This is a genomic window from Sorangium sp. So ce834, from assembly GCF_051521425.1.
Lineage (GTDB): Bacteria > Myxococcota_A > Polyangia > Polyangiales > Polyangiaceae > Sorangium > Sorangium cellulosum_D.
The window spans coordinates 7,209,207-7,225,206 of record NZ_CP150351.1; the positions used below are offsets into that span (position 1 = coordinate 7,209,207).

At 69.3% G+C, this 16,000-nt stretch carries 10 protein-coding genes; 2 read left to right on the plus strand and 8 right to left on the minus strand.

Annotation, left to right across the window (positions count from 1 at the left end; genetic code table 11):
* Nucleotides 1–58: 58 nt before the first annotated feature.
* The 7 genes from WMF20_RS25820 to WMF20_RS25850 form a co-directional block, all read right to left on the minus strand.
* The gene (locus tag WMF20_RS25820; protein ID WP_437617168.1) at nucleotides 59–1,555 is read right to left on the minus strand and encodes a tetratricopeptide repeat protein; all 1,497 of its coding nucleotides are present in this window, start codon (nucleotides 1,553–1,555) and stop codon (nucleotides 59–61) included.
* 232 nt (nucleotides 1,556–1,787) lie between these two features.
* Complete coding sequence (locus WMF20_RS25825) at nucleotides 1,788–2,240, minus strand: hypothetical protein (protein WP_437604622.1); 453 nt, start codon at nucleotides 2,238–2,240, stop codon at nucleotides 1,788–1,790.
* 719 nt (nucleotides 2,241–2,959) lie between these two features.
* Nucleotides 2,960–3,268, minus strand: coding sequence for a hypothetical protein (locus tag WMF20_RS25830; protein ID WP_437604623.1), 309 nt, complete (start codon nucleotides 3,266–3,268; stop codon nucleotides 2,960–2,962).
* Nucleotides 3,261–4,496, minus strand: coding sequence for an RHS repeat domain-containing protein (locus tag WMF20_RS25835; protein ID WP_437604624.1), 1,236 nt, complete (start codon nucleotides 4,494–4,496; stop codon nucleotides 3,261–3,263). The genes WMF20_RS25830 and WMF20_RS25835 overlap by 8 nt, the downstream gene beginning before the upstream one ends.
* Nucleotides 4,497–4,559: 63 nt before the next feature.
* Nucleotides 4,560–5,024 carry a hypothetical protein gene (locus WMF20_RS25840; RefSeq protein WP_437604625.1) on the minus strand — a complete coding sequence of 155 codons (465 nt, stop codon included), beginning with the start codon at nucleotides 5,022–5,024 and terminating at the stop codon, nucleotides 4,560–4,562.
* Nucleotides 5,024–9,991 (minus strand): RHS repeat domain-containing protein, encoded by a 4,968-nt coding sequence (locus WMF20_RS25845; RefSeq protein ID WP_437604627.1) that lies wholly within the window; start codon nucleotides 9,989–9,991, stop codon nucleotides 5,024–5,026. Before WMF20_RS25845 ends, WMF20_RS25840 begins: the two co-directional genes overlap by 1 nt.
* Nucleotides 9,931–11,061 carry a SpvB/TcaC N-terminal domain-containing protein gene (locus WMF20_RS25850; RefSeq protein WP_437604628.1) on the minus strand — a complete coding sequence of 377 codons (1,131 nt, stop codon included), beginning with the start codon at nucleotides 11,059–11,061 and terminating at the stop codon, nucleotides 9,931–9,933. The genes WMF20_RS25845 and WMF20_RS25850 overlap by 61 nt, the downstream gene beginning before the upstream one ends.
* A gap of 580 nt (nucleotides 11,062–11,641) precedes the next feature.
* Here WMF20_RS25850 and WMF20_RS25855 point away from each other — a divergent pair.
* On the plus strand, nucleotides 11,642–12,508 hold the full coding sequence (locus WMF20_RS25855; protein WP_437604629.1) for a hypothetical protein: 867 nt from the start codon (nucleotides 11,642–11,644) through the stop codon (nucleotides 12,506–12,508).
* A gap of 52 nt (nucleotides 12,509–12,560) precedes the next feature.
* Here the strand turns inward: WMF20_RS25855 and WMF20_RS25860 are convergent, their stop codons facing one another.
* The gene (locus WMF20_RS25860) at nucleotides 12,561–13,214 is read right to left on the minus strand and encodes a hypothetical protein (RefSeq protein WP_437604631.1); all 654 of its coding nucleotides are present in this window, start codon (nucleotides 13,212–13,214) and stop codon (nucleotides 12,561–12,563) included.
* A 180-nt stretch (nucleotides 13,215–13,394) separates the two neighbouring features.
* On the opposite strand from WMF20_RS25860, the gene WMF20_RS25865 reads away from it, so the two are divergent.
* Nucleotides 13,395–15,965, plus strand: coding sequence for a glycogen/starch/alpha-glucan phosphorylase (locus WMF20_RS25865; RefSeq protein WP_437604632.1), 2,571 nt, complete (start codon nucleotides 13,395–13,397; stop codon nucleotides 15,963–15,965).
* The last annotated feature ends 35 nt before the right edge of the window (nucleotides 15,966–16,000 follow it).

Sequence of the window (16,000 nt, forward strand, 5' to 3'; positions counted from 1 at the left end):
GGGAGCGGGTGTGCCGACGTGGCGCGCGACCGGAGGCGGGGCGGGATCCTGACCGGCGTCACTCCATGAGCAGCTTGAAGCAATCTTCCGGGTGCGTCGGCGCGCCGTCGCGCAGCGCCTGCTCGTGCGCGCGGAAGCAGCGGAGACGAGCCTCGATGAACGGATTCTCGACTCCCTCCGGCAGGAGGTCGAGCGCGCGCGACGCCGCGCTGATGGCTTCCGTGACCCGACCTTGCAGGACGAGCACTATGCCGTACGTATCATAGCAGGACGCGCAGCTCGGGTCTGTCTTCAGAGCGCGCTTCACGAACGTCTGCGCCTCGTCGAGCTCGCCGAACGCGATGCGGTATCGGGCTACCCCGTTGAGCTGTGCCGCCGTGGATGCAGCGCGGCTCAGACGATCGACGAGCGGGGCGGCTCGTTCCATCGCCTCGTCCGTCGTGATCGCGTGGCTGCGCCACAGCGTGGAGAGAAACATGAGGTTCGCCATGAGATATCGAGGGTCCGTCGGCCTCGCCGCGAGCGCCGCCGCGAGCTCCTGCTCCGCCTCCGTGAGGCGGGCCTCGACCGTCCACAGGCGCCCGCGCCAGAAGCGGACCTCGGGGTTGCCCGGCTCATGGGCGAGCGCCTTCTCGAGGTGCGCTGCCGCCCACGCCCTCTCATGTCGCTGCCACCTCTTGAGGCGAGCCCAGAGCACGTGCACCTCTGCGTCGCTCATCGCGCGTTCGACCTGTGGCGGCGGGGGCGGCGGAGCCGTGTAGGGGCCAACCTTCTTGATCAGCCGCGGACCCACGAGGTAGTTCCGATAATCCCGCTCGAGCTGCTCGGGCGAGAGGTCCCCGATCGCTTGCTGAAACGCCTGCCGCACCGGCGCGCCGCGCGAGGCAGCCTCGAGGAAGCTGGCAAAGCGCCGCACGTAGGGTTCGGGGCCATTCATCAGCATGTGCACGAGCGCCCATGAGCTCAGGTAGTTGAGCACGACCCGGCGCCGCGAGGCCCCCGACGTCTCGTCGGAGCGGCCGTAGAAGCCGGGTCGGCCAAGGTGGATGAGCTCCGTGGCGGGTCTCGCCTGGCCGACGGGGATCAGCCAGCGTGTGAACGAGCCATCGCTCACGGCGCGCCAAGAGGTCCTCTTCAGGAAGCTGCGATGGGGCAGCGGCGAGCCGACGTATGCATAACCATCCTGCACCCGGAACGTCGAGTAGAACTCGGCGAGGCCTTCGCTGAGCCACGCTGGCGCCGGCCCGATGCTCTGCGCGACGAAGTGGTGCGCGAGCTCGTGCTGGAACGTGAGGCGCACGTGATCCTCGAGCGAGCCGTACATGACCATGGTCGGCGCCGGCTCGAGGTCGCTCGGCAGCTTATGCATGAAATAGCCGACGGCGAACCTTGAACCGAACTGACGGAAATCCCGTTCGCGCGCGAACAGGATGATTTGCATGCGAAACGGATCGGGGTTGTCGCTCGGGAAGCAGATGTCTTCGAGAGCTTTGTACGAGCTCTCGAACTCCGCGAGGGCGTCGCGCGCCTCGGCGCGGTCGAGATCTGTCCACATCACGAAGTGCGGCGAGGAGAGCTCTACCCACGGAGCACCGCCCTGGGACGGGCAGGTGAGCGGTGGCTTGAACTGAGCGCAACCGAGCCCGCTTGCGGCGCAGAGCGCGAGCGCGGCAGCGCTGAGGGACCGTGCGAGGATGGAAGTCAACATACGATTTCCCTGATGCCCGTCGCCGTGGATGGGCGAGCCCCGGCGAGGCGTACACCATCGCCGCGCATCCGTCCAGGTGTCATCGGGGGTCGGCCTGCTGAAGGAGCTCCGCGGGGATGACCGACTGGCGTGCAAATCGCACCTGACGAAGGTTGAGCCGTTGAACAATACCGATCACGCTCGTGGGCAGGTCGAAGATCCGAATGGGATCGGCTGGCGCTGCGACCATTCGGTAGGGCCCGCCATGGGGGTCTGAATCGAAGGCGAAGAGCCCGCGCTCCGCCACCATCCGCCACGTATTCTTCAATCCCGGGGGCAGCTCTTGCGCGAACCGCGCCACGGTCGAAGCGGGCGACGCAAGGACAGCGTCGATCGCCGCATCGTGTGCATCGGTGTCTCGTAGGAGCTCATCCGGGGCGTAGCCACCTCCCGCGGTGCTGAACAGGGCAACGTACCCATCAGCGTCACTGGCTAGCCAATCGAACTCCAGCCCGAGAATCTCGTCGGCGGATTTTTCTCCTGTCGCAGACATCACTGTCCTCCTCGTTCGGCTCGAAAACGCGTGGCCGGTTCCGGAAACGCACCGCGTGCCGTACGCCGATTCGCGGATTGGACGCTGCTAGGGAATGTGTGCGCGCCACAATGGCCTACGACGACCGAACCGGAACGCTTCTGCCCTGGCGGGTAGGTGCATCGCCTCAGTAGCCGAGAGGGAACCAGATACCCGGAATCGCAGGACTAGCCATATTGGGCCGAACGTGTCCTACATCCAAGGTCGAGACATCAACATCGGACACAACCTTTCTCACTCGTGGGACTGGAGCACCCCCGAAAATACGCTGCTGAATCAGAACCCTAGCCTCCTCGATGGAGGACGCGGTCACCCCGCAACCGATCCTGACCCCCGGCGGCAGCTCTGAAGGATTATCGACGACGAACTCGAACCAGAATCGACGAGACATGGTCAAAGCGCTCCTGGAACAACGTAGGGTACAGCTCCGGGTTCGAAGCGGATCGCCGTCCGATGCTCGAGGACGGCCTTCGTGGTGAGCTTGGAGCGACGACGAGCGGAGCGGGTGAGGCTGAGCTCCGAGCATTCGCTTCAGCTCGGGCTGCTGCTCGCGGTAGCCGGAGATGCCTTGGGCCACGAAGGTGTCGATCAGGACAGTCACGAGGAGGGCACGCCATACGTAACCGGATCGCGGTCAAGCAGAGGCGAACAAGCAGGCTCACGCTCAGCCTCGGCGCTGGCTACGATGGCTCAACGAATCCCCAGCACCTCCTCGCGTACTCTATTATCACCTTTGCGACACCGCGCTCAAGCGACGACATCTCCGCACGAATATAGTCGCCCTTGAGCGGCCCACCGGAAGCAATGACGGTATACGGATCACCCTCGACCAAATCTCTACCGCCATCGAGCTTTATCAACACCACCGCCCCGTCGCCGCGCATGCGCTCGAGGAGCGGAAGCACCGCATCAATCCCTTGCCATTGTGCCGGAATTGTGCCCAGACCAAGATAGCGAGCCAGAGACGAAATGAGCACACGATCACCCATGACCATCAGAAACCTCGCAATCCAGCAGCAATCTCGTCAACAGTCCTGAGCTCACCGCGCGCCACTTGGCCGATAACCGAACGAACCTGGACGCTCGATACACCGCCAGAGATCCCATTTCGTGACGCCAGCGTCTCGTATACGGCCTGAGCAGTCCTCTTATTTGCATCCGGTTGTAGCTCTGCCCCCACAGCGGGTCGGTCACCAGCGGATCCGGCGTCAAGAACCGCCGCAGGCTCGGGTCGTACACCCGCCCGCGCATGTCGATCAGCCCCAGCTCGTCGTCGTGCCGGTGCCCCGTGAACCCGTGCTTCACCTCGCTCTTCGCCACCACCGGCGCCTTGCCGTCGGCGTCCACCCGCCTCCCGAACGGCTCGTAGTGCAGCCGCTCCACCTCCTCGCCCGCCTCGTCCGTCAACAGCCCCACGCTCCCCAGCGGGTCGGCGTGCACGTACAGCGTCCGCTCCTCCCCCGGACCCGCGTACACCACCTGCGCCACCTCCCCCTCGGGCGACCCTACCCGGAACACGTGCCGTGTCCCGCCCGCGTCCGTGCGCCGCTCGTACACTCCGCCGACATAGACCGTCTCCTCCCCCTCGTGCTTCTTCTTCACCCGCGCACCGAACGCGTCGTACAGAAACGCCCAGCTCTTTCCCTCCTTCTCCACCCGCCTCGGCAGGTCGAACGCCGTATACGCGATCGCGAGCCCCGCGCTCGAGCCCACCAGCCGCCCGGCCGCGTCGTGGCCGAACGTCACCCCATCGCGCCCCGCCACGAGCCGCGGCCTTCCTCCCGGCACACGGAACCGGTCCCGCCCCGGGACCTTCGGGTACAAGAGCTCATCGCGCAGCCCGTCGGGCGTGTACGTCACCCCCACCGCGAACGCCTCGCCCTCGATCGCCGTCCACACCTCCGAGACACGCCCCTGCGCGTCGTACGTAGAGAACACCTCCGTCCCATCCGGGCTCAGCGCCGACGCAAGCTGCCCCACCCCGTGCTCCGCCTTGTCCCACGTGTACGTCGTCACCCCGTCGGCGCTCGTCACCCGGAGCCTCCGCCCCATCGCGTCCCGCTCCACCACCGTCCTCTGCCCCAGCCCGTTCACCTCCTCCCGGCTCTCCCCATAGCCGTTGTACCGCGTCTGCCTCATCCCGGCGTCCGCGTCGCGCACCTCGATGCGCCGACCGCGGACGTCGTACTCCAGATGGCCGATCCGGAACGCCTTCAACTCCGTCGGGGCAGGAGCCTGCCGGCGTCGAGTTGACTTGTGGGCATGGGGCGGGCTCCAACTTCAGTTAGTCCTCATGGCGATTTCCATCTTCAATGCACGCAAATTGCTATCCAATGCGTCAGCATCGGACGACCACCAATCATTTTCTTGACAGAGAGCCAGCGCAGCCTCGGCGCAAGAAACGACATTACTGAGCAACTCCTTGGGCTCGATCGTACCCTGCTCTTTCATCACGTTCCGTAGACCGCGCTCAACGCAAGTGAGTCGCCAAGCACCTGCGACCGCAACTTCAATAATGACCGCAAAGGGCCCCTCCATGAACATCACCTCCTGCCGCCGCGAATTTCCGCGCAGAAGGATCGTCAACGCATTCACCCACCACGTGAGCACGACGACTACGAAATCGCTCCATCTGGGATCCGGAAATGCTCGGTCGCCAAAGTCCAGGCACAGTCCAGCCCACACAACGCCTGCCTGCGAGCGCCCTGCGTACTTGGGGTTGATCTTGAGCGCGATGGTCTGCATCAGAACACCGGATAGGCGGTTTCGATGGTCTTCGTTGTAGTGTTCACCCACATCTCTATAGTGAGACTGTCGTACTGGCCCCGCATCAGCACCCGTTCGCCCTGACCACCAATTTTTTCTCCGTAGCGATATGCTTGCCGCACTACACGCTCGACGGATTTGGAGCTCATGTGCTCCGGAAACACCGTGCGACCTGCGGTAAGTGGTCCCCCTGGAATGTGACGCTCGGCGATGTGGGTTATGTCTATGCCAACGCTCCGCCACGCTGGGAGATTGATCGCTTTCGATGCACCTCGTGCGGCATCTGCCCCCGCCGCCCCTCCCTTCAGCCTCGGCAGCACGGCGCCGAGCACCATCGCCGCCCCGATGCCGCTCTCCAGGGCGACCGTGACGCCCAGCGCCGCGACATCCATCGCCGCCCGGAGGTCCTGGATGAACGCCTCCGCGTCGTTTCCCGCGTGCCACGCCAGCGCCCCGAGCTCGAGCGCCTCGTGGAAGTCGCGCGCCACGGCCGCCGACCAGTTGAACCGCGGCACGATCACCGGGTCCCCCATCACCGACCCGCTCACCAGCCCGGGCGTCGGCTTCTCGCCGGTCAGGTCCGACAGCCGCACCCCGCGCTCCAGCACCGCCGCCAGCGAGTCCCCGGCGCCCGAGTACTCGTCGCCTACCGACGAGCCGCCGCGCTGCTCGAAGTATTCGTCTCCGGCATGGACGAACGACGCCCAGTCGCTCTCGAACTCCGGATTCCCTCGCTCCTCCGCCCCACCGGGAGGCTGCGGCGGCCCCACATCGCCGGATGGCGGCGTAGGCGCACCAGGCGCCGTGACGACTTCTTCCGTGGCGTCCCAGATCCCCTTCAGATCTCCGGTGGTGTCGTCGTACTCGGCGTACCCCCAACCGCCGTTGTCGAACGACACCCGCTTCCAGTAGAACCCCGTCGGATCCACGAGGTTCACCGGGTCGTTCATCACGTAACTGTACCGGTTGTAGCTCTGCCCCCACAGCGGGTCGCTCACCAGCGGATCCGGCGTCAAGAACCTCCGCAAGCTCGGGTCGTACACCCGCCCGCGCATGTCGATCAGCCCCAGCTCGTCGTCGTGCCGGTGCCCCGTGAACCCGTGCTTCACCTCGCTCTTCGCCACCCCCGGCGCATTGCCGTCGGCATCCACCCGCCTCCCGAACGGCTCGTAGTGCAGCCGCTCCACCTCCTCGCCCGCCTCGTCCGTCAACAGCCCCACGCTCCCCAGCGGGTCGGCGTGCACGTACAGCGTCCGCTCCTCACCCGGACCGGCGTACACCACCTGCGCCACCTCCCCCTCGGGCGACCCCACCCGGAACACGTGCCGTGTCCCGCCCGCGTCCGTCCGCCGCTCGTACAACCCGCCGACGTAGACCGTCTCCTCCCCCTCGTGCTTCTTCTTCACCCGCGCACCGAACGCGTCGTACAGAAACGCCCAGCTCTTTCCCTCCTTCTCCACCCGCCTCGGCAGGTCGAACGCCGTGTACGCGATCGCGAGCCCCGCGCTCGAGCCCACCAGCCGCCCGGCCGCGTCATGCCCGAACGTCACCCCATCGCGCCCCGCCACGAGCCGCGGCCTTCCCCCCGGCTCGTAGCGGTTCTCCTCCGCCACCACCCCGTCGACCGCGACCGTGCGCAGGTTGCCGAGCTCGTCGTAACCGTACGTCGTCCCCCGCGCCCCGCCCGGCGCCGCCAGCTCCCACCGCTCCAGCCGGCCCGCCTCGTCGTATCCGAACGTCTCCACCCGCAGCGCCACCCCGTCGCGCCGCTCCCGCACCCGCCCGTCGTCGTGGTAGCCGTACGCCAGCGCCTGCAGCGGCGCGTTCGTCTTCGCCTCCACCGTCGCCAGCCGCCCCGTCACCGGCTCGTACGTCCGCTCCGCGCGCACCCCGTTGCCGAACGTCGCCTCCAGCAGCGCCCCGTCCGCGTTCCGCGCGTTCACCTTCCATAGCGACCGCGTCGTCCCGTCCTCCTGGCTCGCGCGCAGCTCCGACAGCGACCCGTCCTCGTACACGTGCTTCACACGGAACCGGTCCCGCCCCGGCACCTTCGGGTACAAGAGCTCATCGCGCAGCCCATCGGGCGTGTACGTCACCCCCACCGCGAACGCCTCGCCCTCGATCGCCGTCCACACCTCCGAGACACGCCCCTGCGCGTCGTACGTAGAGAACACCTCCGTCCCATCCGGGCTCAGCGCCGACGCAAGCTGCCCCACCCCGTGCTCCGCCTTGTCCCACGTGTACGTCGTCACCCCGTCGGCGCTCGTCACCCGGAGCCTCCGCCCCATCGCGTCCCGCTCCACCACCGTCCTCTGCCCCAGCGCGTTCACCTCCTCCCGCATCTCCCCGTAGCCGTTGTACCGCGTCTGCCGCACCCCGGTGTCCGGGTCGCTCAGGATCGTGCGCCGCCCCCGGACGTCGTACTCCACCGCCGTCTTGTTCCCCTTCGGGTCGTTCACCCTCCAGAGCTTGCCGTGCGGCCCGTACGCGAACCGCGTCGACTGCCACGCCCCGTCCACCTCCACCGCCGTCTCGCTCGGCCGCCCCTCCACGTCCACGATCGTCCGGCTCCGCCGCCCTTCCGGATCGATCCGGATCGTCTGCAACAGCTCGTGCTCGTACCGCTGCTGCGCCCCGTCCGGCCCCGTCTCCGACAGCACGCGGCCCAGGCTGTCGTAGGTCCGCTCGGCCCGCTCCCCCGCCGCCGCGTCGAACCCGGGTCGGCTCACCGACAGCGGCCGGCCGAAGACGTCGTACGACCTCGCGCGCACCTTCATCCGCCCGTCGAACGCTCGCTCCGCCTCTTTCACCGCCAGACCGCGCTCGTCCAGCGTCACCACCGCGTGGCCGCCGCTCGCCAGCGTCGTCTCCACCAGGAGCCCGGCCGTCTCCCCCGCCTCCACCCACGCGGCCATCGTCGTCTCGCTCGACGCGCCGGCGCCGGACCTCGCCCGCTTCAGCCGCCCGAGGTCGTCGTGCACCCGCGTCGACCACGCGCCGTTCACGTCGATCTCTCCCATCAGCACGCCGTACGCCGGGTGCGTGTACGTCCAGTGCGACACCCCGAGCCCGTTCCACACCTGGCTGACGAAGATCCCTTCGCCCGACACATCGTCGTGCGCGTAGCTCCAGATCCGCGGCGACTCCCCGGCGGCCTCGCGCCTCTCCTCGATCAGCCGCCCGGCCTCGTCGAGCTGGAACGAGATCGTCTCCCGGACGTCGGGATCCGTGCTGTCCGGCTCGATCTTCACCTCGTCGAGCAACCCGCGCTCGTCGTGGTGGTAATCGACATGCAGCTTCGCCGGCGGGGTCTCGCCGGCCTCGTAGACGCGCTCCGCGTGCGTGTCGATCAGCCCGACGAGCCACTCGTCGGGCCGCACGTCGAACGTCCTCGTCACCTCCCGGCGCGCGCCCCCCGCCGTCTCGACGGTCTCGCCCCGCACATTGCCGTAGTCATCCACCTCGTACGCCGCGCTTTGCCGGATCGGCGCGGCATCCCCGGGGTCCTCCACGTCCCGGCAGTGCAGGCGCACCCCCTCGGCCCAGTGGATGTTCACCTCGGGATCCTCGTACTCGCGCCGCAACGTCCCCTTCACCGAGACGAGGTAGCTGCGACCGTCGTTGAGCCCGACGACCCGGTAGTCGATGTCCTGCTCGACCACCCGCGCCCTCGCGCTCGCGGGGCCCTCCTCGACCGTGCACGATCCGTCGGTCAGCGGGTCGCAGTCGCGCGCGCCCAGCGGGCCGTGGGGCACGATCGGCGTGACCTCCCGGATCCACCGCGGCCGACCCGCGAACGGATACGCCGTCCCCACGCGCGTCTCGTTGTCGAACGCCGTAATCCGCTCCACGGGCCACGCGCTGCTCCACTCGATCATCCGCTCGAACCCGAGCGAGCCGCGCCCGAGCAGGTCCGCCCGCGGATCCTCGAACCTGTAGCTCGTCCCGCCAGGCCGCTCCAGCCCGCCCACCCAGGCCACCACCGGCGCCCCACGGTACACGCACCGCAGCGGATACGTACACACCTCCCGAGGCGACGATGACGGGTTCGTCCGGCCATACCGGACGTGCGCGCGGTAGTGCCTCGGCTCGTCGCCGTCGGACACGCCGCTCAGGAGCTCCACATCCTTTCCGATCGCGCGCGTGACCTCGAGCGCCCTCCCTCGCCGCGTGAGCACGTCGGCGCGGCCATCCGCGTCGAAGTCGCCGTGCCACATCGCGCCCCCCGCAGGGAGCGGCGAATAGTGCGTCCCCGTCTCCGGCTCCTCCCAGCCGATCTCCTGGCGCAGGAACGTGCCGTCGCCGCGCGAGAGGAAGGCGAGGATCAGGTCCGTGAAGCGGCCCCCGGGCGGCACGGGGCTGAACCAGTCGGAGATCGACACGAGGAGATCGTCGCGCCCGTCGCGGTTCAGGTCGAACGGCTCGACCACGAGGCCCCCTGCCTCCAGCGCCAGCGCCTCCGCGAGCCCGGGATCCGGGAGCGCCACGGCAGGGCCGAGCCCGTTGCCCGTGTTCACGCTGAGCTCCACCGAGCCCGCGTCGACGTCGACCCAGAGCGCGTCGCTCAGCCCGTCGCCGTTCACATCCGCGAGCGTCACCGGCGCGCCCCCGCGCTTCAGCGGAAACGCGGGCCAGGTCGTCACCTCGCCGGCGTCGTCGAGCCCGATCGCCACGCCCGCCTCGCAATCGTCCTCGCCCACGATCAGCTCGCCGCGGCCGTCGCCGTCGAGATCGCCGCCGACCGCCTCGCACTGCCAGGGCGCGGAGCGCACGCCGGTCACGATGCGCTCGCCGAACCGGCCGCCCTCGTTCATCTGGATGCTCCAGAACGATTCGTCCAACGACTGCGCGAACTCGACGACGACGTCGAGCAACGCGTCGCCGTTCAGATCGACCAGCTCGAGCTCGGGCGGGGACGCGGAGAAACGACGCGAGCAGAAGCGCAACGTGCCCCCAGAAACCGCCGCGCCCAGGTCCCCTGATGTCCGCACTTCTGCACCGAGGAGAGCAGGCTCCGGCCGAGCTGCCCCATCTCGTAGTCGAGCGTGTACTCCCAGACCTTCTGCGTGGACACCGGGTTCGGGGCCCACATCGCGATCGTCTTGAGCCGCTTCGTCGATCGCCAGCCGATCCCGCCCGCGTAAGAGATGCTCGGGTCAGGGCGATCCTCGTACGCGAACACGATCTTCCGGCGAGGCGATGACCCCGGCCCGTACGCGATCGTCTCGATCAGGAACTCGTGCGAGTACGGCGGCGCCGAGGCCCCGTGCTTCTCGTAGAGGTACTCGATCTCGTTCCCCGAACGATCGCGCTCGCGCGCGAGCAGCCAGAGCGGCGTCACCACGCCCGCCGGCTGCTCGGCCTCGACGCTGGCCGCGACGCGCGTGGCGTAGGTCTCCTCGTAGATCCGGATCCGGCCGTCCTTGGTGCGCACCTCGAAGGCCCCCGGCGCGCCCTCGTTGGTCCTGCCGAGCGCGCGGATCATCGACATCTCGTCGTCCTCGGTGCGGTATTCGGCTCGTCCCCCGAACCCAGCCACCGGGACGAGCTTCTTGCCGTCGAGGCAGTAGCTGTCGGACGCGTCGTAGTCCGGGCCGTCGGCGCGCCCCTCCGTGGCGATCGTCGCGTCGCAGCGCGCGATCGCCGACGAGCTGCCGGCGACGCTCCACCCGCGCCCCACCGGACCGTTGCCGCCGCGGCTCGAATACCGGAGCGCGAGCTCCGGCGTCACCCCGAGCCCCGGCGGGACGTCGAGCGGAATCGTATAGCTATAGGCCCCGTCGGCGGTGACCTGTCCAGCGCCGGGCAGGTATCCGACGTCGTCGCCGCTGAGGATCGGAGACTGCGGGAGATCCAGCGGCTCGGGCAGCGCGGGCCGCGCACCGCCCGTCGACGCGGCGGCGGCCAGGCCGAGCCGCTCGGCCCCCGGCCGCTCGTGCGTGCCGCAGGCGACGAGGACGAGCACGAGAAGGGATAGAAACCAGCCCAGAGACGACGCCCGCGAGGACGCCGCCATCGATGCATGCACCGGAGATCGCCGAGGACGCTGCGAGGCCGCCCGCGCGGCCGCGCGCCGAGGTTCATTCTTCATATCGTTCACCCGTGGAGCGGGGCTTCCCCCCGACACACTCCCGCCAACTCAGGTTCAATCCGCTGCCATGAAGAGCAGCTCGCCGGGGAGCATGGCAAACACCATGGTCATGATGGCGAGTCAATCCGGTTCTCGCGCTCGACTCTCCGTCGAGATCGATCCCGGTCTCCCGGCGAGACCTCACCCTTCCTTCGAGACCACCTCCGGTCTCGGAGCGAAGGGTCCCGTCTCCCCCCGCGACCACCTCCCCTCTCCCGGCGAAACCCTGCTCTCCCTCCGCGACCACCTCCGGTCTCGCGGCGAAGGGTCCCGTCTCCGCCCGCGACCACCTCCCCTCTCCCGGCGAGACCTCACCCTCCCTTCGAGGCCGCCCTCCGTATTGCCTTCATGGTGAAACCTTCTTCCCTCACCTCACCTCCCCACCGTCGGAATCATGCCTCCTCCTTCCCGGGAGCAGATTCCCAATGACATATGCGCGCGCCGTGCATAGGTTGCGACAATGGCCATGACCAAGACCCGATCGACATCGAAGAACACCAAGCCGTCTGTGTCAGCACGCCAGATCTTCACCACCTCGGACGCGAACGAGGCCTATCGCCACTTCCTGCCGCGGGTGCAGGCGGAGGTCCCGGCCGAGCGCGCCGAGGTCTGCCGGCTCTCGATCGAGCTCGTCCGCGCCAACGTCGACCGCGGCGTCCAGGCGGTGCTCCCGCACCTCGGCCGCGTCCGCGAGAAGCTGCCGCTCTGCCCGATCGACGACGTGCTCGAGCTCCCGAGCCTCGCGCTCGGGCTCGTCGCGGCCGCGGGGCGCGTCGCGACGGCCGCGAGCGAGCGCGAGATCGAGGCGCGCCTCGAGAAGTTCCGCCCGATGCGCGATCTCACGCTGCGGCAACTCGAGATCTTCGCGGATCTGAAGCTCGTCCCCAAGCAGCGCGTCGCCGCGATCCGCCGCGGCTCGGGGCCGGTCGACAGCGCCCGCGACGGCGTCGATATCGCCGGGATGTTCGACGAGCTCGCGGACGCCCTCGACGGCAAACACCCGTTCTCGCGCGACTACCTCGCCGAGATGGCCGAGCACGCGAGCTGGCTCCTCGTCCAGCTCAGGCCCCGGGGCGCCCAGCTGAAGCCCTCCGAGCGCTCGCCGGAGGCCATCGTCCGCGACCAGTTCTGGACCGTCATCCACCAGCGCTACGAGCACCTGCGCGAAGCCGGCGTCGCCGTGTTCGGCTTACGCCAGCTCGACGCCCACGTGCCCCCGATCGGCGCCCGCACCCCGGCGCCCTCGGCCGCGCAGCCGAGCGGGACGGCGAAGCCGGGCAGCGCCGGACCCGTCCCGCCCGCCGCAGCGCCGGAGCTCGCCGCGGAGCCCTGACGCGCGGACGCGCGCTGCGCCCCGCGCCCCCCGGCCGACCCGCGCTCCCGCCCTACCGCTCGGAGGCCTTGCCCCGCGAGCCGGGCGCAGCCGTGCCCGCCCCGCCCTCGCCGGGGAGGCACATCTTCCGCCCGGCGCTGTCGGCGATCTCCTCGCAGGTCTTGAGACCCGCCGGGCAATCGTCGGCGCTCTCGCAGTACGCCGAGCAGTGCCCCGGCTGATCCAGGGCGCCGGCCCGGTGCAGGCATCGCCCGTGCTGGCACTCGACCGCCGTCATGCACGCCTCGCCCGGCGCCCGGCCCTGCGGCTTGCTGCACACGCCGTCCGGACCGTCGTCGCGGGAGCGGCACACGTACCCCGCGCCGCACTCCCGGTCCACCCGGCAGCCCTTCGAGCAGACGCCCCCGATCGCCGCGCACACCGACGACGCGCACTCCGCGCCGTCCGCGCACGCCTCGCCGATCCCCTTCTTCGCCGCCGGGCCCACCCCCGCGCGCTCCTCGCAGCCCGCACCCGCGCCGAGCGCTCCCAGCACCCCCGCGAGCGCCAGCACCCCACCGCGCGCCAGCACCCCACCGCGCGCCGTCGCCCCGCCGCGCGCCGTCGCCCCGCCGCGCGCCATTGCCCCGCCGCGCGCCATCGCCCCGCCGCGCGCCATCGCCCCGCCCCCCGCGCCGCCTCGCACCGCCCGCCCGCCGTGGATCATCCGCCGACCTCCCGAGGCTCCGGCGGGCGACGCTCCCCTGGCGCACCAGGCCGCCGGGCCGCCTGCGCTCCTAGCACACCGGCGGCCTGGTGCGATCGCCAACCTCCGACCCACGGAACCTCACCCGGCCACGTCGCGCAGCCCACCAGGTTGGGCCGGATCCGTCTAAAGTGCGCCGCCATGGCCAACCCGATCGACGTCGATCCCAACCGTCAGAGAGAAACCCCCGCCCAGCGAGAGCCCTCCCAGCGAGACACCCCTGCCACTTTTTTCCGCGGAAACCAGGCGCCCGACGCCCGCACCGGCATGCACCCGGTCGCGCTCCGCCGCGCCTTCGCGGACCACCTCCACTACTCGCGCGCCCGGGAATCCCTGTCCGCCACGCCGTTCGACCGCTACGTCGCCCTCGCCCTCTCCGTGCGCGATCGCCTCGTCGACCGGTGGACCAAGACCCAGCACACCTACTACGAGCAGGACGTCAAGCGCGGCTACTACCTCTCCGCGGAGTTCCTCCTCGGCCGCGCGCTCGTCAACAACCTGCAGGCCCTCGACATCTACGACAGCTACAAGACCGTCCTCGCCGAGCTCGGCCTCAACCTCGACGACCTCGTCGAGCAGGAGCCCGACGCCGGGCTCGGCAACGGCGGCCTCGGCCGGCTCGCCGCCTGCTTCCTCGACTCCATGGCCACCATCGGCCTGCCCACCTACGGCTACGGCATCCGCTACGAGTTCGGCATCTTCGAGCAGGCCATCCGCGACGGCTACCAGGTCGAGCGCGCCGACGAGTGGCTCCGCTTCGGCAACCCCTGGGAGGTCGAGCGCCCCGAGCACGCCGTCCCGGTCTCGTTCGGCGGCTACACCGAGCGCGTCCCCGACAAGCGCGGCGGCTTCCGCGTCATCTGGCGCCCCGCCGAGCAGGTCGTCGGCGTCCCCTTCGACACGCCCATCGCCGGCTTCCAGTCGAACACCGTGAACACCCTCCGGCTGTGGTCCGCCCGCGCCGGCGAGGAGTTCGACTTCGAGCTCTTCAACGCCGGCGACTACGTGCACGCCGTCCACGAGAAGAACCAGTCGGAGGTCATCTCCAAGGTCCTCTACCCGAACGACAACTTCGACAAGGGCAAGGAGCTGCGCCTCCGCCAGGAGTACTTCTTCGTCGCCTGCTCCATCGCCGACATCGTGAACCGCTACAACCGGGTCCACCCGGACTTCTCGCGCTTCGCCGAGAAGAACGCGATCCAGCTGAACGACACGCACCCCGCCATCGCGATCGCCGAGCTGATGCGCGTGCTCATCGACGAGCACCTCGTCACCTGGGAGGACGCGTGGAAGCAGACCGTCGCCTCCTTCGGGTACACGAACCACACGCTCCTGCCCGAGGCGCTCGAGCGCTGGCCCGTCGCGCTCTTCGAGCGGCTCCTGCCGAGGCACCTCGAGATCATCTACGAGATCAACCGGCGCTTCCTGCGCGAGGTCATGGACGCCCACCCGCAGGACCACGACCGCGTGGCGCGGATGTCGCTCATCGAGGAGGGGCACGAGCGCCACGTGCGCATGGCGTACCTCGCCGTCGTCGGCTCGCACTCGGTGAACGGCGTGGCCAAGCTCCACTCCGAGCTCGTCAAGCGCGACCTGCTCCGCGACTTCTACGACCTCTGGCCCGAGCGGTTCAACAACAAGACGAACGGCGTCACGTTCCGGCGCTGGCTGCTCGCCTGCAACCCCGCGCTCGCCGCGCTCGTCACCGAGAAGGTCGGCCCGCGCTGGGTGACGGAGTTCGAGCGGCTGCGCGAGCTCGAGCGCCACCTCGACGACCCGGAGTTCATCGAGCGGATCGCCGACGTCAAGCGCGCCAACAAGGCGGCGCTCGCCAGGTTCATCGGGCAGGAGCTCGACATCCAGGTCGACCCCGCCTCGATCTTCGACGTCCAGATCAAGCGCCTCCACGAGTACAAGCGCCAGCTGCTCAACGCGCTCCACATCGTCGCGCTCTACCTGCGCCAGAAGCGCGGCGAGCCGGTCACGCCGCGGACCTTCATCTTCGGCGCCAAGGCGGCGCCCGGCTACCGGCAGGCGAAGCTCATCATCAAGTTCATCCACGCCGTCGCCTACGTCGTGAACGGCGACCGGCGCCAGAGCGCGCTCCGGGTCGTGTTCATGCCGAACTACCGCGTCTCGCTGGCCGAGCGCATCATCCCGGCCGCCGACGTCTCCGAGCAGATCTCGACCGCCGGCATGGAGGCGTCGGGCACCGGCAACATGAAGCTCGCGCTGAACGGCGCGCTCACCGTCGGCACGCTCGACGGCGCGAACATCGAGATCCGCGACGCCGTGGGCCCGGAGAACTTCTTCCTGTTCGGCCTCACCGCCGACGAGGTGATCGCCCGCCGCAACGAGCACTTCGAGGGGCGCGACGCGGTCGCGGCCGACCCGGAGCTCCGCGAGGTGATCGACCTCATCTCGTCGGGCTTCTTCTCGCCGGAGTACCGCGAGCTCTTCCAGCCCCTGCTCGACCGGCTGCTCGGCCGCGACGAGTACATGATGCTCGCCGACTTCAAGGCCTACTCCGCCTGCCAGCGCGAGGTGGACGCGGCCTACGCCGACCGGAAGGGCTGGCTGCGCAAGTCCGCGCTCAACATCGCCCGCGTGGGCGAGTTCTCCTCCGACCGCACGGTGCGCGAGTACGCGCGCGACATCTGGGGCCTCACGCCCGTCGACATCGACGTCGGCGCCGCCAGGTCGCTCCTGTGACCGCATGACCCCGCCGCCCCGGCCGGCGCGCCCGC